The sequence below is a fragment of the Corynebacterium sp. HMSC061H03 genome (assembly GCF_001838215.1).
Classification (GTDB): domain Bacteria; phylum Actinomycetota; class Actinomycetes; order Mycobacteriales; family Mycobacteriaceae; genus Corynebacterium; species Corynebacterium jeikeium_D.
In genome coordinates this window covers 134,057-156,085 of record NZ_KV836048.1, presented here as the reverse complement: position 1 = coordinate 156,085, position 22,029 = coordinate 134,057, and the positions used below count along the sequence as shown (strand labels likewise).

The 22,029-nt window shown below is 59.1% G+C and carries 21 protein-coding genes; 5 read left to right on the top strand and 16 right to left on the bottom strand.

Annotation, left to right across the window (positions count from 1 at the left end):
• Positions 1-3 precede the first annotated feature (3 nt).
• The 3 genes from HMPREF2787_RS01245 to HMPREF2787_RS01235 all read right to left on the bottom strand — a co-directional run bounded on the left by HMPREF2787_RS01245 (position 4) and on the right by HMPREF2787_RS01235 (position 2,962).
• Entirely contained in the window at positions 4-1,020 is a 1,017-nt protein-coding gene (locus HMPREF2787_RS01245; protein ID WP_070603451.1) for a hypothetical protein, read from the bottom strand.
• A 38-nt stretch (positions 1,021-1,058) separates the two neighbouring features.
• Positions 1,059-2,438, bottom strand: coding sequence for a phosphomannomutase/phosphoglucomutase (locus HMPREF2787_RS01240; protein WP_083326615.1), 1,380 nt, complete (start codon positions 2,436-2,438; stop codon positions 1,059-1,061).
• A gap of 116 nt (positions 2,439-2,554) precedes the next feature.
• On the bottom strand, positions 2,555-2,962 hold the full coding sequence (locus HMPREF2787_RS01235) for a DUF3499 domain-containing protein (protein ID WP_005509890.1): 408 nt from the start codon (positions 2,960-2,962) through the stop codon (positions 2,555-2,557).
• A 172-nt stretch (positions 2,963-3,134) separates the two neighbouring features.
• Here HMPREF2787_RS01235 and HMPREF2787_RS01230 point away from each other — a divergent pair, with 172 nt between their 5' ends.
• Complete coding sequence (locus HMPREF2787_RS01230) at positions 3,135-3,617, top strand: metallopeptidase family protein (protein WP_070439494.1); 483 nt, start codon at positions 3,135-3,137, stop codon at positions 3,615-3,617.
• A 372-nt stretch (positions 3,618-3,989) separates the two neighbouring features.
• Here HMPREF2787_RS01230 and HMPREF2787_RS01225 read toward each other — a convergent pair whose 3' ends face one another.
• The 4 genes from HMPREF2787_RS01225 to rfbD form a co-directional block, all read right to left on the bottom strand.
• Positions 3,990-4,358: a WhiB family transcriptional regulator gene (locus tag HMPREF2787_RS01225; protein ID WP_005510060.1), complete on the bottom strand. Its 369-nt coding sequence runs from the start codon at positions 4,356-4,358 to the stop codon at positions 3,990-3,992.
• 320 nt (positions 4,359-4,678) lie between these two features.
• Complete coding sequence (locus HMPREF2787_RS01220) at positions 4,679-5,836, bottom strand: mannose-1-phosphate guanylyltransferase (RefSeq protein WP_048731655.1); 1,158 nt, start codon at positions 5,834-5,836, stop codon at positions 4,679-4,681.
• A 41-nt stretch (positions 5,837-5,877) separates the two neighbouring features.
• Positions 5,878-6,801 carry a glycosyltransferase family 2 protein gene (locus HMPREF2787_RS01215; RefSeq protein WP_070438459.1) on the bottom strand — a complete coding sequence of 308 codons (924 nt, stop codon included), beginning with the start codon at positions 6,799-6,801 and terminating at the stop codon, positions 5,878-5,880.
• 11 nt (positions 6,802-6,812) lie between these two features.
• Positions 6,813-7,787, bottom strand: coding sequence for a dTDP-4-dehydrorhamnose reductase (rfbD, locus tag HMPREF2787_RS01210; protein WP_070858152.1), 975 nt, complete (start codon positions 7,785-7,787; stop codon positions 6,813-6,815).
• A 217-nt stretch (positions 7,788-8,004) separates the two neighbouring features.
• Between rfbD and HMPREF2787_RS01205 the strand changes: the two genes are divergently transcribed.
• Positions 8,005-9,591, top strand: coding sequence for an LCP family protein (locus HMPREF2787_RS01205; protein ID WP_016422192.1), 1,587 nt, complete (start codon positions 8,005-8,007; stop codon positions 9,589-9,591).
• On the opposite strand, the gene HMPREF2787_RS01200 is transcribed toward HMPREF2787_RS01205, so the two are convergent.
• Complete coding sequence (locus HMPREF2787_RS01200; protein WP_070438465.1) at positions 9,588-9,848, bottom strand: HypC/HybG/HupF family hydrogenase formation chaperone; 261 nt, start codon at positions 9,846-9,848, stop codon at positions 9,588-9,590. The genes HMPREF2787_RS01205 and HMPREF2787_RS01200 overlap by 4 nt on opposite strands.
• Positions 9,849-9,852: 4 nt before the next feature.
• On the bottom strand, positions 9,853-11,208 hold the full coding sequence (locus HMPREF2787_RS01195) for a nickel-dependent hydrogenase large subunit (RefSeq protein WP_070858151.1): 1,356 nt from the start codon (positions 11,206-11,208) through the stop codon (positions 9,853-9,855).
• 40 nt (positions 11,209-11,248) lie between these two features.
• On the opposite strand from HMPREF2787_RS01195, the gene HMPREF2787_RS01190 reads away from it, so the two are divergent.
• Positions 11,249-11,608: a hydrogenase maturation nickel metallochaperone HypA/HybF gene (locus HMPREF2787_RS01190; RefSeq protein ID WP_210401182.1), complete on the top strand. Its 360-nt coding sequence runs from the start codon at positions 11,249-11,251 to the stop codon at positions 11,606-11,608.
• On the opposite strand, the gene HMPREF2787_RS01185 is transcribed toward HMPREF2787_RS01190, so the two are convergent.
• The 6 genes from HMPREF2787_RS01185 to HMPREF2787_RS01160 form a co-directional block, all read right to left on the bottom strand.
• Entirely contained in the window at positions 11,605-12,189 is a 585-nt protein-coding gene (locus HMPREF2787_RS01185; RefSeq protein ID WP_070858179.1) for a hydrogenase maturation protease, read from the bottom strand. The genes HMPREF2787_RS01190 and HMPREF2787_RS01185 overlap by 4 nt on opposite strands.
• 73 nt (positions 12,190-12,262) lie before the next feature.
• On the bottom strand, positions 12,263-13,531 hold the full coding sequence (gene cybH, locus HMPREF2787_RS01180; protein ID WP_083326614.1) for a Ni/Fe-hydrogenase, b-type cytochrome subunit: 1,269 nt from the start codon (positions 13,529-13,531) through the stop codon (positions 12,263-12,265).
• Positions 13,528-15,276: a nickel-dependent hydrogenase large subunit gene (locus HMPREF2787_RS01175; RefSeq protein ID WP_070858150.1), complete on the bottom strand. Its 1,749-nt coding sequence runs from the start codon at positions 15,274-15,276 to the stop codon at positions 13,528-13,530. Before HMPREF2787_RS01175 ends, cybH begins: the two co-directional genes overlap by 4 nt.
• An 11-nt stretch (positions 15,277-15,287) precedes the next feature.
• On the bottom strand, positions 15,288-16,526 hold the full coding sequence (locus tag HMPREF2787_RS01170; protein ID WP_070858149.1) for a hydrogenase small subunit: 1,239 nt from the start codon (positions 16,524-16,526) through the stop codon (positions 15,288-15,290).
• Between the two features lie 329 nt (positions 16,527-16,855).
• On the bottom strand, positions 16,856-17,683 hold the full coding sequence (gene hypB, locus HMPREF2787_RS01165; protein ID WP_070858148.1) for a hydrogenase nickel incorporation protein HypB: 828 nt from the start codon (positions 17,681-17,683) through the stop codon (positions 16,856-16,858).
• A 16-nt stretch (positions 17,684-17,699) separates the two neighbouring features.
• Positions 17,700-18,017: a hydrogenase maturation nickel metallochaperone HypA gene (locus tag HMPREF2787_RS01160; protein ID WP_246824123.1), complete on the bottom strand. Its 318-nt coding sequence runs from the start codon at positions 18,015-18,017 to the stop codon at positions 17,700-17,702.
• A gap of 76 nt (positions 18,018-18,093) precedes the next feature.
• Between HMPREF2787_RS01160 and hypF the strand changes: the two genes are divergently transcribed.
• The gene (hypF, locus tag HMPREF2787_RS01155) at positions 18,094-20,490 is read left to right on the top strand and encodes a carbamoyltransferase HypF (protein ID WP_083326613.1); all 2,397 of its coding nucleotides are present in this window, start codon (positions 18,094-18,096) and stop codon (positions 20,488-20,490) included.
• Here hypF and hypE read toward each other — a convergent pair.
• Positions 20,487-21,629 carry a hydrogenase expression/formation protein HypE gene (gene hypE / locus HMPREF2787_RS01150; protein ID WP_070858145.1) on the bottom strand — a complete coding sequence of 381 codons (1,143 nt, stop codon included), beginning with the start codon at positions 21,627-21,629 and terminating at the stop codon, positions 20,487-20,489. The two genes, hypF and hypE, sit on opposite strands and share 4 nt — an antisense overlap.
• Positions 21,630-21,752: 123 nt before the next feature.
• Between hypE and HMPREF2787_RS01145 the strand changes: the two genes are divergently transcribed.
• The gene (locus HMPREF2787_RS01145) at positions 21,753-22,022 is read left to right on the top strand and encodes a HypC/HybG/HupF family hydrogenase formation chaperone (protein WP_049172773.1); all 270 of its coding nucleotides are present in this window, start codon (positions 21,753-21,755) and stop codon (positions 22,020-22,022) included.
• The last annotated feature ends 7 nt before the right edge of the window (positions 22,023-22,029 follow it).

Sequence of the window (22,029 nt, the reverse complement as noted above, 5' to 3'; positions counted from 1 at the left end):
CGATTACGCAGAAAACGCCGCAATCGCACCAACTCTGGCTGCAGTAACACATACTTCAACCAGTGGATGATGAGTCTCCGCATCAAGCGCAGGGCACTCCACACGAGCCCATCCAGCCTCGCCGTAGTGGTCCCGGTAGTGGCCCACATTGTTCGGCGCAGCTAAAACAATCGCCCCCAACGGTAGCACTGTCGCCCCTTCATCCCCACCATCTATGAACGGGTCATAGAAAATATCTCGGCTTTCCTGGGGTTCTGCAGCGAGCAATGCGCCCACGCTAAGAGACAATTCGCTTATCGACGACGCTGCCGAGACCACGCCTGCCTCGAGCATCTGTAACGATGCCAGCTCCGCTACCGGCGCCAGCGCCGAGGTCGTCGACACTGCAAGCATTCTGCGGCCTGCCAACCACTGCGCTACCTGCCGCGCGGGGTTAACTGTTTCATCTCGCTGCGGAGCACAAGCCGCAATATCGGCGTCCACCACATCGGCGACTTCCTCGACTACCCCGGCCGGAGCCAGAGCGGTGGCACCACATTCGGTGAGCACGCTGGCGATGACACCGACATAGGCGGTAAAGGACGCGGACTCCGCCATCGCCGGGCGCGGAACCACAACCGTATCGGGACTACCGGCGGCACGCAATGGCCCTTCACCGGGATCCACCACGATTGTGGCTGCTCCTCGCCTATCAGCTTCAGCCAGAGCTGCACCCAGTGGGCTGCCGGGGTTGTCATCACAGACGATGACCAAGTCGAGGGCGCCGACATAACTGGGCAACTGATGCGCAATTACGACCGGGCAGCGGATGTCGTCGGCAAGCGCGCGCACGGATTCGGCGGCGAGCTGCGCCCGACGATTTCCCACGAGGATGACCGCGCTGCGCGGCAGTGGAAGTTGAGCAAACGCTCCCCCGCGAGTCGCGGAGGCAGCAGCTCTGAGACCTGCGCCGGCAGTGGCCATACGGTAGAACAGGGCCTCTTGGCGCGGGTTATGGGAGGAGTCGAATGACGAGGTCATACTCCCAAGCATGCCTGAAAACGGGCGTGTGGGGTTGATTAACCGCGGATGATGCCGAGAACTTCGTCGACAAGAGCATCGACCTCAGCACGCGTCGGCGCCTCGACGTTCAGACGCAGCAGCGGCTCCGTATTGGAGGCCCGGACGTTGAACCACGCCTTGGAATCCGCCAGCTCAATGGTCAGGCCATCCATCCAGTCCGAGGACTCGGTGCGATCGGCAAAGGCAGTCTCGATTTCCTTCTGCTTTGCCTGCTGCTCCTCTGCGCTGCCCAGGCGGGAATTAATCTCGCCGGAGGCCTCGTAGCGGTTGTACTCGGCCATGAATTCGCTCAGTGGCTTGTCCTGCTCTGCCAGTGCAGCCAGGACGTGCATGGCGGCGAGCATGCCGGAGTCAGCGTTGAAGAATTCCTTGAAGTAGTAGTGTGCCGAATGCTCGCCACCAAAAACAGCACTGTGCTCGGCCATTTGCGCCTTAATAAAGGAGTGCCCAACACGGGTACGAACCGGGGTTCCGCCGTTTTCCACAATCATCTCCGGCACGACGTGTGAGGTGATCAGGTTATGGATGATAGCCGCGCCCGGGTTCTGCTCCAGGTAGCGGGTGGCCACCAACGCACAGATGGCCGATGGGCTGACCGGGTTACCCTTCTCATCGACGACGAAGCAGCGGTCAGCGTCGCCATCGAAGGCAATACCGATGTCTGCGCCCTGCTCCACCGTGAACTTCTGTAGGTCAACGAGGTTGGCGGGCTCCAATGGGTTGGCCTCGTGATTCGGGAAGTTGCCGTCGAGCTCAAAGTAGAGGTCAGCAACATCCATGTCTTCTCCGAGCACTGCTGGGACTGTCAGTCCTCCCATACCGTTACCGGCATCGACTGCGACCTTCAGGCGACGGCCGGAGCGGATGTCGACCAGCCCATGGAGGAACGCCGCGTAATCCTGCAGAACATCCTCGTGATCAATTTCGCCCAGAGTGCCGGTGTACTCCGGGATTCCGTCGACAAGCAGATCCTTAATCTGAGCAAGCCCTGTCTCCTGCCCGATCGGGCGGGCGAGCGAACGGCACATCTTGATGCCGTTGTATTCAGCCGGATTGTGGCTGGCAGTGAACATCGCGCCCGGGCATTCCTTTACTCCGGAAGCGAAATACAGCTCGTCCGTAGAGGTCAGGCCGAGCAGGGTGACGTTGAGCCCCTGTGCAGCCGCGCCGTCGGCGAAACTAGCCGCCAACTCCGGCGAGGACTCACGCATATCGTGGCCAACTACGGCACGAGTTGCGCCCTCTGAACGCATGATGTGTCCGAAGGCGGCGCCGATGGCTCCGACAAGGTCCGCGTCGATGCCCTCACCGACAACACCGCGCACGTCATAGGCCTTGATGACGGCATCCAAATCGGAACGATTGTAAGTGCCCACGAAAAACCTCTCTGGGTAAGTATCAGTTTTGTGAAAAATGATACTAGCCACAGAGAGGCTCTCACAAAGAAATGCCGCGGCAAGATGGCATGAGCTGGGGCACGGCGCCCGGCCCGTTAGTCGTCCGAATCCTCCGGATCGCGAACTACATGCAGGTGACCGCGCGCGGATTTCCGCGTCGACGGGTGACGGCTGGAATCAATCTTGTAGGTCTGAGGACGGTTGTCGACCTCATCCCGCAGCACCAGGCCAGTCGCGTTGCGGCCAGCCTCACGGACGGCTTCCGCCAGTGCGGTCAAATCATCATCGTCCTGGGCGGGCGTCGGCACGTCGTAACGCACGAGCTCCCAACCCAGCGGTGCGGTGATGGAACGCGCGTGCTTCTCACAGAGATCCCAGCTATGCGGTTCGGACGCGGCGGCGAGCGGACCCACCACAGCCGTCGACTCCGCGTAGGCATACGTCAACGTAGCTACGGCAGGTTTGCCACAGCCGGGCCGGCAACAACGTCTAAAAACACTCACGGCATCAAAGTCTAGACCCTAACTTTAAGTTTCGATAGTTTTTCTCCCACTCGGGCGTTTTTCGCTTTCCGACGCTCCCCCGGGGCACCCCAGCCTTACCCAGTAAACCTGCGACATGGCCGGAAGCTGACCTCACCCACGTTGACGATCCAACCGATTAAGCTCAACAAATATGAATTCATCGGCTTATACTCCGCGCTCTTTGCGACGCTCACTGCGACGCGGTCGCGGACCTCGGGGACCTCTGTTGCCGCCGGAAGTACCTCGTTGGAAGAGCCGTTCAGAAGCTTTTGACCAGGCGGTTATTGACGCCTACGCCCCATTGGATCAGCGCTGGTCCCGACAACTGTCACACCTGGACATCGCCATCGACACGATTCCTCGCATGCAGTTGCGCCCGGACATGTACTTCCCGGAAGAGATTGTCGCTGATGGACCTGTTCCGCTGGGACGACTTATCCCTGCTGGCATTGACCGCGTAGGCAACCCCACCCGCCCCTGCGTAGTAGTGTTCCGCCGCCCCATTGAGCGCCGTGTCTCGGGCCGAGTGGAACTGGACCAGATGCTGCAATATGTACTGATCCGCCTGGTGGCGGTATATCTGGGCATTGATCCGGTTGAGGTGGACCCTAGTTTCGACGAGAACTTCCTGTAGAAAGCTTTCTTCTAAGGAGCTCCCTAGAGACCGGGTTACTAGACAAACAGTGTGTGATTCTCAAGATAGTAACTGGTCAGGCCCCATAAATTACCGGCTGCACGCGTGAATACGGGCTGCAAATGTGAAACTGTGTGAGTTTATGACACTTTCAGGCCATTTTTCGGGCGATTTTTGTCATAAACGCAGTCAGTAACTCGGATTGAGGGCTAAGCGGCAAAAGGGTCCACCCGGCGACATGCTGAGCGGACATACTTTTGTCTATTAGCCCTAGAGAGCGGAGAAAAACTCGTTCAACGAAAAATCCCCCAGGGTATTACCCAAGGGGAAACTGCGAGGTCGAGCGAAGGATAAAATGCAGACCCGACTGCCCTAGCCAATCTGCCGCTTCAAACGGCGGCGCTCACGCTCAGAGAGGCCACCCCAAATACCGAAGCGCTCATCATGCTCGAGAGCAAACTCCAGGCATTCATCTCGCACACCACAAGCACGACAAATACGCTTTGCTTCGCGAGTGGATCCACCCTTCTCAGGGAAGAAAGCTTCTGGATCGGTCTGGGCACACAGAGCTTGCTCCTGCCAGTCCTGATCGACGGCTTCAAACAACCCCGAAAGGTCATCTGCCCACTCTGTCAACGGCCGAGGCTGGTTTTCAGAGGAGCTATCATTCACAGCGATGTCACCCGCATTCGTCTCACTATCCACAGCAGAGCCGCCATCAAACATGCTGGACTTTTCCATGCCGAGGGCCTCCTGATGGTTGTTGCTGCGGGTCTTTAAATTGGGCTTAGTGTGCGAAACACACATTTGTGATTACACACGTGTAACCCACCATCGGTCAAGCCGAATAGAGAATTTGCCCCAATACTTTTCATTGCCCCTGAAGCCCCTCCCCCCGCGTTGGGGATTAAGCTCAGGTTGAAGGATGGTACCCGAACCCTAAACCTGCCACCTGAACTCAATCACATTCGCCACATGCCTCTCACCAGCAACTTTGACGACACTTCGGCAACTCTAATCAGATATTGCCGACAAAAGTCTGACACGCCGAAGGCTGCAGACTAGACATCCGTCGAAAAACGTACTCCGTGATCGGGGATCTGGACGCCCGGCCACACGCGGATACCGTTAATCAATTCACAGCGCGCACCAACGACGGCACCCTCGCCGATAATGGCATCACTGATGACCGTTCGCGGGCCGATATCGGCGCCATCGGCAATCACAGAGCGCTCGATCACAGCACCGGCACCGATGCGTGCGCCGTCGAAGATCACCGATTGATCAATCCGAGCTCCCGCACCAATCTCCGCCCCACGGCCGACAACAGAGCCACCGTAGAGAAGAGCACCGCCACCGACCGACGCAGATTCGTCGACAAGCGCTTCGCCGTGCTTACCCTCTAGGAGTGGTGACGGCGCGATACCGCGGACCAAATCGGAGGAGCCGCGGACGAAGTCACCCGGAGTCCCCATGTCACGCCAGTAGGCGTAATCAACGTGACCGTAGACGTTCATACCGCGGTCAAGCAGCGCTGGGAAGATTTCACGTTCAACGCTGATGGGGCGACCAGCCGGAATCGACTCGATAATCTCGCGGCGGAACACGTAGATACCGGCATTAATCTGATCGGTCGGCGGATCCTGGGTCTTCTCCAGGAACTCCAGGACGCGCCCATCCTCATCGGTCGGAACACAGCCGAACGCGCGTGGATCCGGCACACGGACGAGGTGCATCGTAACGTCCGCATCCTTCTCCGCGTGGGTGCCCAACACCGCGCGCAAGTCGGTACCGCCGAGGACATCGCCATTGAAAATCATTGCGGTGTCATAGCGCAGCTTGTCTAGGACGTTTCGGATACCGCCACCGGTTCCCAGCGGCTCAGCCTCAAAGACGTATTCAATTTCGAGACCCAAATCCGAACCGTCGCCGAAGTGTTCTTCAAATACTTCAGCTCGGTAGGAGGTGCCCAATACCACGTGCTTCATACCTGCTGCACGAATGCGGCCAAGCAGATGCTCCAGGAATGGATGCCCTGCCGTGGGCAGCATCGGCTTCGGCGTATTCACGGTAAGGGGACGCAAACGCGTACCTTGCCCGCCGACCAGAATGACAGCGTCAGTCTGTTCAGCCAACGTGGCTCCCGCCTGCTGTGCAGCATCCGCTCCCGGCTGGAAGGCGGAGCCATGCCCAGCACTCGGACGAACTTCGGTAGTCATGAAATCGGTAACTTTCTTCGATGGATCATTCCAACAGTTAATTAATTCCTACGCTTTTTGACCGCGATTATGACTTTGCCACGCAGGAACAGCCCCAAACGCAATGCCAGTCGCACAGGTGCCAGCGCCGGCCCCGGCAGGCGATCTGACATAAAACGGTATGCCGACTCGTGATGGGCCTTTACGGTAATTTCCGGGTGCTTACTGGCAGAATGTCCCTGCGCGTGACGTATCTCTGCACGGGGACAGAAAACATTGCTCCAACCGGCCTTGCCCAGTCGGTCACCCAAATCCACGTCCTCCATGTACATGAAGTAGCGGGTATCAAAGCCATCAATCTGGTCGAACGCATCCCACCGCAGCAGCAGGCATGCGCCCGACAACCATCCCGCCGATCGCTCACGATCCATATCCGTGTCATCCCGGTAGTGACGTGAGAAAGGGTTAGTAGGCCAGATATCGGCAAGCAGCGCGTGTCCGATACCGCTGACAAGTTTAGGAACCGCGCGTGCCGACGGGTACACGCTGCCATCCGCCTCGCGAATCAGCGGACCAATCGCTCCAGCTTTGGGGTTGCGCTGCGCGCATTCCAACAGAACATCGATTGCGCCAGGGGCAAACACCACGTCAGGGTTGACCAGCATGACGTAATCAGGATTGATTTCACCAGCACGGCGAGCCCGCCCCAGCTCCGCAATGCCACGGTTGGCGGCCGCGCCATAGCCAATGTTGCCGCCGGTACGCAGAAGCTGAACATCCGCTCCGGTCTCCTTGGCCCGAGCTTCTTCCTTCTCCACGGAACCATCCGTCGAGCCGTTGTCGGCCATAATCAGACGCGTGGAGGCACTGGCGGCGGGGCCCAGCGAATCCACCAGCTTGCTCAGGTGCTCACCGGGCGAAAAGGTCACGGTGACCACACCGAGCGGAAGCTGCGAGGGTTGCGGGGAATTCGAGGTTGCATTCACAAACCTAGACCCTAGGTCAGGACAGCACGCAAAGTGTCCTGCCACTCCGGAAGCGCATGTAGACCTACCTCACTCCATGCCGAACCATCCAACACGGACCAGGCCGGCCGCGGGGCCGGACGTGGGAACTCACTGCTGGTACAAGCCGCCACACGCTGCGGATCGTGACCGGTGAGCCGAAACACTTCGCGAGCCACTTCGAACCATGTCGCCTCACCGCAGCCCGTGACATGGAAGGTGCCGGTCGGTGCGCTGCTCGGTTCGGACAACACACGTTCGGACAACTCCCAGACAGCTCCGGCGAGATCACCGACAAATGTGGGGTTTCCGTGCTGATCGTCAACGACCTTAATAATTGCCGGATTGCCTTTGTCGTCAGTCGCCGTCTCTGCCAGACGCATCATCGTGGAAACGAAGTCCTTGGCCTCCGGCTGTGTGGGCCCCGACCAGACCCACGCCGTGCGCAAAATAGCGAAACGCGCACCCGAATCACGCACATGATTCTCCCCCACTAACTTGGTACGTCCATACATAGTCTGAGGCGCGGTGAAATCATCAACTCGCAGCGCTCGGCGCTGCCCCGTCATCTCATCGATTGCTACATCACCGAAGACATAGTCGGTGGAGATGTGAATGAGATACGCGCCTTCTTTTTTCGCCCGAGCCGCCAAGTACTTCGGTCCAAGTGCATTGATAAGGTGCGCCGAACCGGGATCGGATTCTGCGCCATCGACATCGGTCGCCGCTGCCGCGTTAATGATGATGTCGACGTCGTCAAGCAGAGGCGTTGCCTCCACAGCAGCCGAATCAGTGATATCCAACTGTGCCCGAGTGAGAGCGCGCACCTCAACACCGGCGGCAAAAGAATCACACTGAAGCGCAGTACCCAGCTGTCCCGCCGCACCAGTTATGGCGACAATGGGACGCCGCGAGTTGCTGTGGGTTGGTCCATGAGTGGCGAAATGCGAGACTGAAATTTCAGACATATTCTTCTTTATCACTATCGTAGATACGATTGACACTGTGTTGAGGTGTAACCGGATACGGATTGACACTGTGTTGAGGTGCAACCGCACACGGTTGGACGGTTAAGGTTTATGTAGTTTCCGCAGCCGCTTACTGCCCTCCACGATGTGTGGAATGCCCACGCAGACATGCAGCACAAATTATATTTTCGAAAAACGGTTTAAGAGGAGCCCCGGTTTGAGCAGCCACACGCCACGCGCGCGTCACGCACGCGATATTCAAGCGCCACCGTCCTCTGCAGAGAGTACAGCCCAAGCTTGGCCGCCGATGCTGCGCAATGCGCTTGTGCTGCTCTCAGCCATTATCCTGGTTATTTCCGCAGTTGGCTGGTGGACACTTGGTAGGACCACCGACAACTTGGGTTCGGGTGGCGACTTCGGTCTAGGCAGTGAGAAGGACGGTGCAACCGATATTCTGCTCGTCGGCTCCGACTCCCGCACCGATGCCCAGGGCAACCCGCTGACTCCGGAAGAAGTTGAGCTTCTGCGTGCCGGCGACGAAGAAGCCACGAATACAGACACGATTATTGTGATTCGTGTTCCTGCCGATGGTTCTTCAGCGACGGCAATTTCCATTCCGCGCGATACCTATGTCCACACCAATCGTCTAGGCAACACAAAGATTAATGGTGTCTACGGCAACACAAAGCAAATGGTGGAAGAGGAACTCGCAGGAAGCGGGGCCTCGCCGGAAGACATTGAGCGTCGCTCGACCGAGGCCGGACGTAGAGCTCTGATTGAAACCATTAGCGACCTCAGCGGTATCACCGTTGACCACTACGCAGAAGTTGGCCTGCTCGGCTTCGTCCTGCTCACCGATGCCATTGGTGGTGTCGATGTATGTCTGAATGAGGCTGTCTACGACGAGTTCTCAGGTGCAGATTTCCCAGCGGGCTCACAGACGTTGAAGGGTGCCGACGCGCTCTCATTCGTCCGCCAGCGCCATGGTCTGCCCCGCGGTGACCTCGACCGAATTACTCGCCAGCAGGTCTTCATGGCCTCGTTCACCAATAAGCTGCTCGGCGCTGGCACGCTGTCTAATCCCGCGAAGCTGTCTGAACTGGGCAACGCCGTCCAGCGCTCGGTGGTACTCGACGACAACTGGGATGTCACCGGATTTGCTACCCAAATGCAGGGCCTCAGTGGTGGCAACGTGAAGTTTGAAACTATCCCGGTGACCTCGATTGACGGTGTCGGTGACTATGGCGAGTCGGTGGTCACAATCGATAAGGGCCAGGTTCACCAGTACTTCGAGACCCTGCTGGGCACCAAGGAAGAAAAAGCTCCGGCGAAGGAAGAAGACGAAAAGAAGGCTGACCCCAACGCGGCTGAAACTACAGTCAGCGTTTACAACGCCACAGGCATCGAAGGTTTGGCCAGCGGCGTCTCAGGCTTCTTAACGGAAAAGGGCTACACCCAGGGAGAGGTCGGCAACGCTGAGTTCGCCGGCGTTGCCTCCAGCCAGATCAATGCGGCTGACCCAGAGGATCCGGCAGCTCAGGCCATCTCTGAAGCACTCGGTGGCGTACCGATTGTCCACGATCCATACCTCGATCCACACCACATCTCAGTGACAATTGCCGGTGACTACGAAGGCCCGGGATTGACATCAGAGGGAATGGCCGCTGATTCGGGCGACGGTGCCGAACCCGCGCCTGAAGTCGAAGATGGTTCCAATGGCGATGTCATCGGCCAGGAAGGCGGGGCAATTCCGCAGGAAGATCGCCCCGCTATCGACGCCGCCGGCGTGACCTGCGTGAACTAGGTCCGTCCCTTCGGGGAGACCTCAGCGACATGTTCGATGAGGTTATATTCCTCAATTGCGGCCAAGGACTCCTTGGCCTCCTGTTCGTCCAGCACGTTCATGATGAATCCGTTCTGGACGAACACCCAATCACCTGCCACCAGCTCAGGCACGTACATTGCCGAGCATTGCCGCTTCTGCCCCGCCATATCCACCGTCGCCATCGGCAATGGACCATCGGCGATTGCCAGAACCTGAGCAGGAATTCCAAGACACATCGAGTTACTTCGTCCTCTCCACTACAGTCGGGGCATCCGCCGAACCACGGCTATCCGTTGTCATATTGTCCGCAGGTGCACCGGCATGTTCCTGCATCGTGAATGTCATCACTCCCGCAGGTGCCGAGCTACACGGTAGGCACGGATCAGCGGCCCAGATGGACTTCTCGACTCCCGTGGTTTCTCCGCCACCGCACAGCTGCTCGGTGAGCATACGAGTCAACCAGGGCTCATTCTGCGCAGTTGGCGTCATGATCTGACAATCCGTGATAATGCCGTCATCTCCTGCCGTATAGCGATGCACTAACAGCCCGCGCGGCCCATCAATCATCCCGACACCACTGCGATGCCCTTCAAAGTCAGCATTCTCAATCAGCATCGCAGCATTCGAATCGCACACATGGTCGCCGAGCAGTTCCCCGTCGGCAAGCACCTGCTTCGCCCAGGCCACGGTGTCAGCAAGAAGCTGGCGTTGGGCGTCGCGTGGGCTGATTACACGTCTATCGACGACAACCTGCCTGGAGACCGGCCCCACCCGGTAGAAATCTGCCCGCTGACCTGCACAGCCATCCTTGCCCAGATCCTTCGAGGCATCAAACACCGGTCTGGGAGCGGCATCGCCCGGACGGGACTCACGAACGCGTGTAGACCAATCAGCAGCCGGGAAAATCTGCGCCGCGGTATCGGTGTCATGCCGCGCGACTGCCAGGTAATTTCCCAGCGGAGCAAGTTCACCGTCAGCATCGACAACTGTGACGTCGAGACCGTCAAAAGTATCCGTCCAAGCATCAGGAGCATCGGTTGCGGCAAGAAGCTCCACTTCCTTGATTACCGCCGTCTCAGCCAGCGCTTCTAGCGCACTTTCTGCCTCAGAGACCAGCGTTTTATCCACTGCCGCGCGCACGCCTCCAGGAACAGCGACATCAGGGAAGTGCGACGGCGCCCCCGCGGCACGCATCAGAGCCTTCCCGGAACGCTTCATTGCCCGCGCCCCCTCGCGGTCGACGGCCACAAACTTGGTCGCCAAATTATCCAAGGTCGACCCGGCCGCCAGCAGCTCTCGAATCAACTGTGCGGTTCGGGGAATGTCGGAGATTCCGTAGAGGTCCTCCACCGCCCGCACCCCTGCAAGATGATGAACAACTGGGCACAAGCCACACAGCCGCTTGGTGATATCTGGCACATCCAACGCCCGCTTCCCGACCAGCATCCCGTCGATACGCGGCAGCCCTGAGAGGTCGAAGGACACCTGTGTAATAGCGCCATTGTCATCGCGGTAGACATCCAATCGTGCCTCGAATGGGTCAACAAGCTCATCGAGCTGGATGTGCTGGGTAACCGAAACGGATTTGGATGACATGGTCCGCCTGCGCCTCCTTCGCGCTGAGTGCTTCGCCATAATGGTATCTGTGCATGAGCTTGGATTGTTGACCAGCGTGGTGGAAAAGATTGCCGAGGTCTGCCCTGGACGCACCGTGACAAAGGTATCAATGCGTGTGGGTGACCGCTCCGGAGTCGTCTACGATTCCCTCATCGCCGCATGGCCCGTGGCCAGCGCTGCGACGCCGTGTGAGGGCGCCGAGTTAGACGCTGAGCTCATTGTCTCGACGGTCTACTGCCCCACCTGCGAGGCCGAGCATGAAATTGATGAATTCTATGCTCTAACCTGCCCCGTCTGCGGCACACCAACGGCGGATCTACGGCACGGCCGTGAGTTTGAAATCTCCAGTATTGAGGTCAAAGCTGAGGGCGGGAGTTAGACCTCGCTGCCGGGCTCGTCGGCAAGCCAGCTGTCGATGAGCGTACGCGCAACCTCCGTCGCCTCCTCAATGCCGCCAAGTGCGGTGTTGCTGAGCCCCACCACCATGTCAGCCGACTCGTAGACCACTCCCACCACACCGACGCGCTCAGGCTCCTGCCCCAACAGGCGCGCCGCGGTGAGCAAATCCAGCAAGCCGACCTGATGAGCAGACAGCTTTGCCGCCAATAGTCGCGGGATCTGGTCACCGACGAGCTTGACGACGGTACCGGGATCCCCCGGACCAGCGAGAGCGTCGAGCAGCAATAAGTTCTTGGCCTCCTGCACGATGGGCAGCAACTCCATACCGCAGGTGCCGCCATCGATGTAGGCAACCGCTCCCGTCCATTCGTCCCCTCGCCCGGCGATGTTCGCAGGATCATCGAGGTTAGAGGGCGACCAGACCAGATGCGCAGAATCCCCGGCCTGCTTCGGCTGCCCCATGCCTGCAGATTCCAGTTCTGGGGCCAGACGCCTCAGCAGCTCGAGACCAATGCCGTCGTCGCCCATGACGGGGTTGCCGATACCTAGAACCGTCACCAACGGGGTGCCAGTATCAGCGCCGATACTAGTGCCGGTGACTGCGTCGGACGTTCTATCGTTACCCAATGCGTTCCTATCCAATGCGTGGAGAGTCAACCGGTTGCGTGCCGCGCGGGAGCCAGACAGAACCACCAATCATCGAGGACAGGCCACCGTGGTTGTGCACCGCATCGGAGCGGATGACCAGGTAAACGTGAATGATAGCGAAGAGCCAAATCAGGTACATGATGATTGTGTGAATCAGGCGGAAGTAGCCGATGCCAATCCAGTGCGTAGGCATAGCCAACAGCTGGAAAAACCAGTTGGACTGATCCATCATCGCGTATAGCGACAAGCCCGTGAGCATCTGAATGAAACACATCGCGTAAATGCCGGTGTACGCCAACTGCTGCAGCGGATTGTGAGCGAAATAGAACGGTCCTTCCTTGCGCAGGAAGAGGTAGTACTGCATCGTGTGCCAGAGGTCTTTAACATCCTGCTTGTTATAAATCGGCCATAGCGCACGCCATCGTGTTTGTCGGTCGTGGGTAACAAACAGCAAAATGACACGCCACACCCCCACCGCAATCCATAGGAAACCGGCTAAGAAGTGCGCGAAACGGACATATCCCATCGCGAATCCCGCGGCCGAGCCGTCATAGGTACGCTCGGTCAAATAGGGCTGCATGATGTACCAACCGGTAAAGGTCATCACCAGCATCAGCGCCAGGTTCAACCAATGCTGAACGCGTAGCGCCCATCCCCACAGGTGAACCTCGACCCACGAACCGGAGCCCTTCTTGTTCTCCGCAATGGCCTCGTTGAGCTTCCTCAGGCCCATTGCCACAAATCCTTCGAAGATGAACTCTCCGATGATATTTCCGTCTTTGTCAATGGGGGCAAGCGCAACCCCCATACTGCGGTGCCCGCGACCGTGATGCATGTTCGCGTTACGACGAAGCAGAACGCCTTCCTCACGGGACATAGTGGATGCCTCGACGACCGCATTCAATTCACCGCGCATGATGGCGACATCGACTGTTTGATCTGCGATGTTGAGGCCGTGCACCTTGGCGATGGAGTAACGGCGGTCAGGCGTTGCCGGATCGTAGGAATCCGGGGTCAATTTCATCAGTGGCGTGCCGTCGAGATGGAAAAGATCGTCACGACGACGACGCAAGCTGACCTTCAGCGCAAGGTCGACAGGATCGCGAGACTCGTCCGGGACAATTGCTGCGGCCTGAATGACCTCAGATGGCGACAACCAGTGGCTGGTGTGTGCGTCAATCACCGCAATGACCAGGGGGTTGCCCTTGGAATCTTTTAGCCGCAGTTCCGGATTTTCACTCACTGGGGGTGTCATGCCGTCGTCACCTTAAACATTTCCTGGCCAGACGGATCCAAAACATGGACTGCGCAGGCCATACATGGGTCGAAGGAATGAATCGTGCGAAGTGGTTCAAGCGGCTGCTCGGGATCAACCAGCGGATGTGTCCCATCGCCAGCTAGCGCGTGCTCGTATGGGCCAAGCTGCCCCTTCGGGTCACGTCCACCGGCCAGCCACGTGGTGGGAACCACGGCTTGGTAATTGGTCACCTTGCCATTTTCGATTTTGACCCAGTGGCTGAGCATGCCACGAGCGACCTCGAGGAAACCCACGCCCTGGCACTTTTCCGGCCACGTGGTCGGCTCCCAACGGCTGTTGTCGAAGACATCGATGTCGCCGTTCTTCAGGGCCTCAACGAACTCCGGGAAAATGTGATCTGCCAAGTAATTGGCGGTGGTCACAGACTCCACAGCGCGTGCGTAGGTGCGTCCTGCAGTGGAGTTCATCTGCTCAATGCGCAGGTCGAGCTTGTCCATAACCTCGTCGACCAGGCGCATTGTCTCCGGCTCCTTCTGCAGGTACGCCAACAGCACACGTGCAACTGGGCCAACTTGAACAGCGCGACCGTCGTAACGCGGCGCCTTCGACCAGGTGTACTTTTCATTGTCCGACAGCCACTCGTACGGCGGCTTCGGGCCGGTGTAGTTCACAGTTGTTTCGCCGTCGTACGGCTTGAGGCCGACATCATCGCCGGCTTCCTGCGTGTACCAGGCGGAGTTGATGAATTCCTCGATCTTCTCCGGCTGGAATGGGTGGAGCTTGGTGTAGTCACCGTCGAGAATGACACCGGGCTTGATGTTTGGGTGCACGGTCTGGACACGGGACTTAGCCGGGTCGCCGGAGTAAGTGGCGCCGGCCATACCTACCGCCAAGAAGCTGTCGGAGGAGCGACCGATGTCGAAGTAGTCCTTGTAAACGCTCATGATGGCGACTGCATCTGGGTAGAAGCAGTCATTGACGAACTCCACAATCTCGTCGATCCAGGACTTGATCTGATCAATGCCGACTTGGTTAACAGTCTCCGAGCGTTCCGGATCGATGGAGCACGACATACCGCCGACCAGGAAGTTCGGGTGTGGATTCTTACCGCCGAAAACGGTGTTTATCCGGATGATAGAGCGCTGGAAAGCCAAGGCGTCGAGGTAGTGCGACACGGCCATCAGGTTGGCCTCGGGCGGCAGGCGGTAGTCCTCATGCCCCCAGTAGCCGCCAGTGAAGATGGACAGCTGGCCGGAGTCCACAATGCCCTGCACGGTCTCCTTGACCCGGGCGAAAGTCTCTTCTGTATTGCCCTTCCACGTCGAACCAATCGACTGCGCGAACTCAACGGTCTTCTTCGGATCTGCCTCGAGAGCCTTCGTGACATCAATCCAGTCCAGACCGTGAAGATGGTAGAAGTGCACGACGTGGTCGTGAATCTCCTGCGAGCCAATCACCAGATCGCGAATACGACGTGCCTGCGGGGGCGGCGTCGAACCGATGGCATCCTCGACCGCGGCAATGGATGCCACCGAGTGAGTACCGGTGCACACACCACAGATACGACCAACGAATGCCCAGACATCGCGAGGGTCCCGGTTTTTCACAATGGTTTCGATACCGCGGAACTGAGTAGTCTCACTCCACGCGGTTTTGATCTGGCTTCCCTCGCGTTCCAGCTCAATACGAAGGTGCCCCTCGATTCGGGTGATCGGGTCGATTACAACTTTTTCCGTAGCCATGTCCTATGCCCTTAGCTGTCCTTCGAATCGGATGCGGTCTCGCTCTGAGCGCCTGGTGAGTTTGGAGGAAGGTCGACCATCGGTGGCTTCTGACCTTCCACACCACCAAACGCAGCCAACACCTTTTCTTCGCCGTTGGAGCGCCTTATCTTCAGTTCCTTCACCAGCGTGAGTCCGCCGTGGACCGCGGTACCCGCGGCAGTGGCAGCCAGCAGTCCTACGCCGACCTTGTTCACGCTGGACTCCACTCCGATACCGGGAATACCCGGCAGCTTGTCGTAAAACGGAGTGAACTGGTCGAAGAAGTCCTTTTCAGTACAGCCAATACATGGGTGACCAGCACCGATTGGCCAGCCGGACTTAAGGTTCCACTGCACAATCGGGCAGGGGCTAAACGTGGATGGCCCTTTACAGCCGACCTCGTAAAGGCACCAGCCGTTGCGTGCGCCCTCGTCGTCGAAGGTTTTCACGAACTGGCCGGCATCGTAATGCGCGCGCCGCGGGCAAGAGTCGTGAATACGCTGGTCGTAGGCAAACTTGGGACGCCCCTCGGCGTCGACCTCCGGGGTCTTGCCATAGGTGAGCACGTACGTCAGGGTGGCCGTAATGACTTCACCAATTGGCGGACAACCAGAGACGTTAATCACCGGTTTGTCCTTGATAATCTCATCGACGCCCTTAGCGCCAGTAGGGTTCGGCTTAGCGGCCTGGACAGAACCCCAGACAGCGCAGGCACCAACGGCCAGGATTGCCGTGGCCTTCTCAGCGGCCTCGAGCAGCACCTGTTCTGCCGACTTACCGCCAATAGTGCAGTACGCACCGTTCTCGCCGGTCGGGATTGAGCCGTTGACCACCAGAATGTGGTCCTCGGCATTCATGTCATCCAAAGCTTTTTCGGCCGCGTGCCCGGACGGCGCCATGAGCAGCTCGTTGTAGTCCATCGAAACCAAGTTCAGCACTACGTCTTCAGCAGTAGTGCCTCCGGAACGCAATACGGATTCCATACATCCGGTGCATTCCTGCAACTGCAGCCAAGCCACCTTCGGCTTCTTTACAGCCGAGAGCTTGTCTGCGATTTCCTCCGCCGAGGGAGTCAGCGACTGCGCCGCGGCCTCACCGACATTCGGAGTTCCAGCGGCAAAAATTGCCGCCATCGTGCCACAAAACTTCATGAAACTGCGCCGTGAGACACCAGCTCTAGCGAGGTTTTCGCCGAGGGTCCCTTCCTGCCAATTCGCGCCACTAATCATTTTTCGCTGCGCCTTCTGCTTAGTTATTAGGAATATTGGTTTCGAGGTTTTACAACTACCCAGGCCCATTGCCTATACATGGTCAAGTATAGCGACCTAAGAATAACCTGAATAACGGCGCTGCGCTGCAGTTATAACAAAATAATATGCAAGATAAATGTTGCGTAAATATAGTTCCAGGTACAGGGAATGAACGTGAAAAACCGCCGCAGATTACGGGCGGATATCACCTATCCCCCACTAAGGTGGAGCGCAACGAGGGGGTAGCGGGACCGTCGTCAAGCATGCCGTAATGCCCCCATTGCTTCACGACGACCCCCGGCGCGCGCTTAATCAACCAGCGCAGGATTGACCCAACGGAGCCATTCGTCGATGCCCTCCCCGGTCTTAGCGGAGACCTCAATCACCTTCACGCCTGGATTGACCTTTTCCAGATTGGCGCGGAAGAGCTCCATGTCGAAGTCAAGGTATGGGGCAAGATCCATCTTGTTGATAACCACTACCTGCACAGAGCGGAACATCACTGGGTACTTGACCGGCTTATCCTCTCCCTCGGTGAGGGAGTAGACCATTGCCTTGCGAGTCTCACCGACCTCAAACTCGGCCGGACAGACGAGGTTTCCCACATTTTCAATCATGACCAAGTCAAGCGTGGCCAGATCCAGCCCCTCGAGCGCCCGGGAGACCATCGGGGCGTCCAAGTGGCATTCGCCACCGAATCCGTTGCCCGTGTTCAGCAGCGAAATCTGTGCCCCGTAGCCCTCCAGGCGGTCGGCATCGAGAGCCGTCTCAATATCGCCCTCGATAATGCCGACGCGCAGCTTGCCCTGCGCAGCCACCAGTGTCTTCTCCAACAGCGCAGTCTTGCCTGAGCCCGGGGAGCTCATCAGGTTGATGGCTTCCACGCCATGTTCAGCTAGCAGCTCGCGATTATGCTCCGCGCGGTGGTCGTTCTCGCTGAAGATGTCCTCGAGGATGGTCACGCGCTCCACCCCGGTTTCATATCCAGAGTGGTCGCCGTGGCTAGTGTCATTGGGGTCGGCGAGATGAACGTGGTCATGGCCGTGGTGGTGATCATGACTGTGACCGTGGTGATGGTCATGATCGTGGTGATGGTGGTGTGCGTCATCGCCGTCATGCCGGTGGAAACGTCCCATGATAAAACCGTCTTTCCTACTTGTGCGTGTCGACGTCGATGTCGACGATTGTGAACTCTTCCCCCGAGATTACGCGTCCTGGCTTTCCGCACGTGGGGCACAGCAGGCCGTCGAGTGGCCCCACCTGTTCGCGATGCCCGTGCGCGCATTCGACAACCGCAGGTACCCAGTCAATATCCAATGTCGCGTCCCCCAAACCGGTATCGCGACTGACGAAATCCCACGCGTATGAAAGGGTTTCTGGCACAACCTGCCGTAGAGCACCTATCCGCAGGTGCACAGTGCGTACAGTTCGACCTTCGGCTGCTCTCGTGACCACCTTCGCCAACTGCATACTCAACGCTACTTCGTGCACAATCTCCAAGCTAGCAGTGCGAACGGACCCGAGCCGCTTACGTAAAGTTGAATGCATGGAAAAGGCAGGCACGACCGGGGCGGGGATGGGTACGAGTATTCAACGCATTCGCTGGCGTATCGAAGGTATCGTCCAGGGAGTCGGATTCCGCCCTTTTGTCGCCACCATCGCCCGGCGCGCGGGTCTCGTCGGCTTCTGTGGCAACGATGAGAAGGGCGTATTCATCGAGGTAGAAGGCACGTCGGACGCCCTCGCGGCCTTCCGCAGCCAGCTTTTCACCGAACTGCCCGCGCTTGCCCGCATCATCAATCACTCCGCCGAGCACATCGCGACACTGGGCTATGAGCGCGAGTTCACCATCGTGCCCTCTCGCCACAGCTGCTCCGGCCGCGCGCTGCTTCCGCCCGACACTGCACTGTGCCCGGACTGCCGCCGTGAGTTTTTCGACCCTACCAACCCGCGCTACCTCTACCCCTTCATTTCTTGCACCAACTGCGGGCCGCGTCTGTCCATCATCACTGAACTGCCCTACGACCGCCCGCGCACCACTATGGCGGCCTTTCCGATGTGCACCCCGTGTGAGGCCGAGTACACCGACCCCACCGACCGCCGCTATCACGCCCAGCCAATCAGCTGCTTCGACTGCGGCCCGCATCTGAGCTGGCACGATGCAGGCGGCACCACCACCGCTACCTCCCGCGAGGAGGTTCTCGCGCTCTTTCGTCGCGCACACGCGCTGCTTGACGACGGCGCCCTGCTCGCCGTCAAAGGTATTGGTGGTTTTCACCTAGTCTGCGATGCCACCAACGACGCTGCCTGCGAGAAACTACGGATGCGCAAGCGTCGACCCGACAAACCGCTGGCGGTAATGGCTCCCACTGTTGACACCGCTGCCCAACTGGTTGAGTTAACTGAGCAAGAAAAGCGTTTCCTCGACTCCCCTGAAGCGCCGATTGTGATTGCACCGAAGCAACGGTCGGGGCCGCTTTCCAATCTCATCGCACCGGGCCTCGACAGCTTCGGCATTATGCTTCCGTACTCAGGCATTCACCTGTTGCTTTGCGATCGCCCACTCGTGGTCACCAGCGGCAACCTCAGTGGCGAGCCCGTGTGTACCGACAATGCCGACGCGCTGAAGAAGCTCGGTCACATCGCCGACGCTTTCATCCTCCACGACCGCGAAATCCACGTACCCGTTGAAGATTCGGTTTTCATCGGCACCTCCCCATCGCGCCGGTCCCGTGGCTTCGCTCCCATCCCCGTTTCAATCACGTCCACCGGTTCTCGTAGACACACTGGCCCTGACCCCGCCACTGGCACCAGCGCCCGGAGCACGTCCCAACCCACCATTTTCGCGACTGGCGGGGAGCTGAAGAACACTTTCGCTATCGCGCATGGGGACCTCGTTCACGTCTCCGCGCACATTGGCGACATGGGTTCGTGGGCCAGCCAAACGGCCTACCAGAGGGCAGTTGACCAGCTCCTTTCCATGCGCGATGTGACCCCGGACCTTGCTGTCTGCGATCTTCATCCGGGCTACGCCACGACCGCCTTCGCCGAACGCTTCGCCGCCGAGCACGACATCGACCTCCTCTCGGTTCAACACCACTTCGCACACGCGCTCTCCCTACTCGCGGAGCACCGTCTTCTCTCCCCCAATGCGGGTCGCGCCGTCGTCGCCACCCTCGACGGCACCGGCTATGGCACCGATGGGTCTATCTGGGGCGGCGAGGTTCTCACGCTCAGTCGCAGTTCCGCAAACTGGGAACGCACCTGGCACTGCCCCACTTTCCCGTTGGTCGGTGGAGATCGCGCCGTCACGCACCCGTGGCGGCTCGCCCTCGGTCTCGCGCACGAGTGGGAGCTTGACGACGACCACCTCCTGCGCAACCTCTCAAACGAGCGCGAAGTAACCCTGGTTGAAAGCCAGTTGGCGACGGGAGTTGGCACAGTGCAAACTTCATCTCTCGGCCGCATATTCGATGCCGCCGCAGCTCTGCTGCTTCCTCGCTGGCGCGGTGGCGGGGCCATCAGCTACGAGGCGCAAGCGGCCATGGAGTTGGAGGCAGCGGCGACTCGCTACGTGAGGTCACATGCGGAAGCGCTTGAAGCGGTCAGTTCAGAGACCAGACCAGTGCCCCTCCAGGAGGTTATCCGGGAGGCGGTAGCATCGCCCGACGCTGAGCAGGCCGCATTTGTGTTTCACTGTGGGGTCGCGGGTGTCGTCGGCAAGCGATTGGTGCAGGCTGCGGAGGAAGCCGGCACCGATGTTGTCGGCGTCAGCGGGGGTTGCGCGAATAATGCGCTGTTGATGGAGCTGCTGCGGCGCGAAGTTGCAGCTGAGGGCATTACTCTGTTGCAGCATCAAATTGTGCCGCCGGGCGATGGCGGATTGAGTCTTGGTCAGGCGGTGGCCGGCCGCCTGCTGGCGGCAACGGGCATGGATGTCTAGCAGATGCGCGGCAGCGGGTCGCCGACCAACATGTCCACCATGCGGGTGCCACCGAATCCGGTGACCAGTACCACGGAAGCGGCGGGCTCGTCCTCGATGGAGCCGATATCACAAGCCTCGGAAGCCCCGGCTGCGTGGAGTGCACTGAGCGCTGCCTCGGATTGCTCGGCGGGGACAACGGCGACGAAGGTGCCTTCATTGGCGACGTAGAGCGGATCGATGCCGAGCATGTCACAGGCGCCACGGGTCATTTCACGGACTGCAATGGATTCGTCGTCAAACACGACACCAAGACCGGTGCCACGGGCGAGCTCGTTGGCGACCGTGCCGAGGCCGCCGCGGGTGGCATCGCGCATCCAGCGAGTGCCGGGTGCAGCTTCAAGTAGCGCTTCGACCAGACCGTTGACAGCGCGGGTATCGGACTCAATAGGCGCGGCCAGAGCCAAGTCGCCGCGGGCGAGCATGACGGCCATGCCGTGATCGGCGATTGGACCGGAGACGAGGATGCGGTCTCCAGCCTCGATGTTTGCGTAGACAGATCCTTTCGTAGCGGCACCGGCGTAGTCGCCGCGGACCACGCCCACCCCGGCCGTGGTGATGTAGACCTGGTCACCTGCGGCCTTCGGCACAACCTTGGTGTCGCCGGCGACGATGCTCACCCCTGCGGCATCGGCAGCGGTGCGCATACTCGCCACAATGCGGCGCAGAGTCGCGATCTCCAGCCCCTCTTCCAGAATGAACGATGCGGTCAGCGCCAGGGGCCTGGCTCCGGCTACCGCCAGATCGTTGATCGTGCCGTTGACGGCCAAATCGCCGATGTTGCCGCCCGGGAACTCGATGGGATTGACCACATAGGAGTCGGTGGACATTGCCAGCCGCGCCCCGCCATGTGCAGAAGCTGCCGCAGCTTCGACGACGGCATCGGCAGCGAAGAGCCCGGAGTCGCCACCCTGCCCTAGAATTTCATTGCCATAGGCGTCGAAAAAGACCTGTTCAACCAGAGCTGCGGATGCCTTTCCACCGGAGCCGTGTTGCAAGGTGACGTAGTCGTCGAGAAGCCTGAACGGACGTGCCCGAACGCGACCAATATTGGTGTTTACCTTGGCTTCGTTGGTGTTCAGACGATTCTTCGGCTGCATGCTCACTATCCCTAACTTCACAGCTGGTGGCGGACAAAACTGCTTGCGTCACTCGTCCTTCGAAAACGAGGCTCGCTGCCTCTGATGGTAGTCTCGATAAGTATTGCAAACGAGGAGAAGCGTATGTGTCTTGGTGTCCCTGCTGTCATCACAGAAGTCCACGATGCTGCCCGTGCAACAGTGGAGATTGGTGGCGTCGCACGCATGATTTCCACCGATTTACTTGTTGACGAGAACCTCACCGCCGGTGACTGGGTTCTCGTACATGTCGGTTTCGCCATGAGCAAGATCGACGAGGAAGAGGCCAGACTCTCGCTCCAGCAAATCAAACAGCTAGGCGGCGACACTTACGAGGATGAGCTGGAATCCTTCTCATCGTCACAGATCAACTGAGGGGCTG

Bases quoted from the DNA above. Each gene is read 5' to 3' on its own strand.
- HMPREF2787_RS01200 (WP_070438465.1), bottom strand. From the start codon at position 9,848: ATGTGTCTTGGAATTCCTGCTCAGGTTCTGGCAATCGCCGATGGTCCA.
- HMPREF2787_RS01230 (WP_070439494.1), top strand. From the start codon at position 3,135: ATGAATTCATCGGCTTATACTCCGCGCTCTTTGCGACGCTCACTGCGA.
- HMPREF2787_RS01145 (WP_049172773.1), top strand. From the start codon at position 21,753: ATGTGTCTTGGTGTCCCTGCTGTCATCACAGAAGTCCACGATGCTGCC.
- HMPREF2787_RS01175 (WP_070858150.1), bottom strand. From the start codon at position 15,276: ATGGCTACGGAAAAAGTTGTAATCGACCCGATCACCCGAATCGAGGGG.
- HMPREF2787_RS01245 (WP_070603451.1), bottom strand. From the start codon at position 1,020: ATGACCTCGTCATTCGACTCCTCCCATAACCCGCGCCAAGAGGCCCTG.
- rfbD (WP_070858152.1), bottom strand. From the start codon at position 7,787: ATGTCTGAAATTTCAGTCTCGCATTTCGCCACTCATGGACCAACCCAC.
- HMPREF2787_RS01220 (WP_048731655.1), bottom strand. From the start codon at position 5,836: ATGACTACCGAAGTTCGTCCGAGTGCTGGGCATGGCTCCGCCTTCCAG.
- HMPREF2787_RS01225 (WP_005510060.1), bottom strand. From the start codon at position 4,358: ATGGAAAAGTCCAGCATGTTTGATGGCGGCTCTGCTGTGGATAGTGAG.
- HMPREF2787_RS01160 (WP_246824123.1), bottom strand. From the start codon at position 18,017: ATGCAGTTGGCGAAGGTGGTCACGAGAGCAGCCGAAGGTCGAACTGTA.
- HMPREF2787_RS01190 (WP_210401182.1), top strand. From the start codon at position 11,249: ATGGTATCTGTGCATGAGCTTGGATTGTTGACCAGCGTGGTGGAAAAG.
- HMPREF2787_RS01170 (WP_070858149.1), bottom strand. From the start codon at position 16,526: ATGATTAGTGGCGCGAATTGGCAGGAAGGGACCCTCGGCGAAAACCTC.
- hypE (WP_070858145.1), bottom strand. From the start codon at position 21,629: ATGCAGCCGAAGAATCGTCTGAACACCAACGAAGCCAAGGTAAACACC.
- hypF (WP_083326613.1), top strand. From the start codon at position 18,094: ATGGAAAAGGCAGGCACGACCGGGGCGGGGATGGGTACGAGTATTCAA.
- hypB (WP_070858148.1), bottom strand. From the start codon at position 17,683: ATGGGACGTTTCCACCGGCATGACGGCGATGACGCACACCACCATCAC.
- cybH (WP_083326614.1), bottom strand. From the start codon at position 13,531: ATGACACCCCCAGTGAGTGAAAATCCGGAACTGCGGCTAAAAGATTCC.
- HMPREF2787_RS01195 (WP_070858151.1), bottom strand. From the start codon at position 11,208: ATGTCATCCAAATCCGTTTCGGTTACCCAGCACATCCAGCTCGATGAG.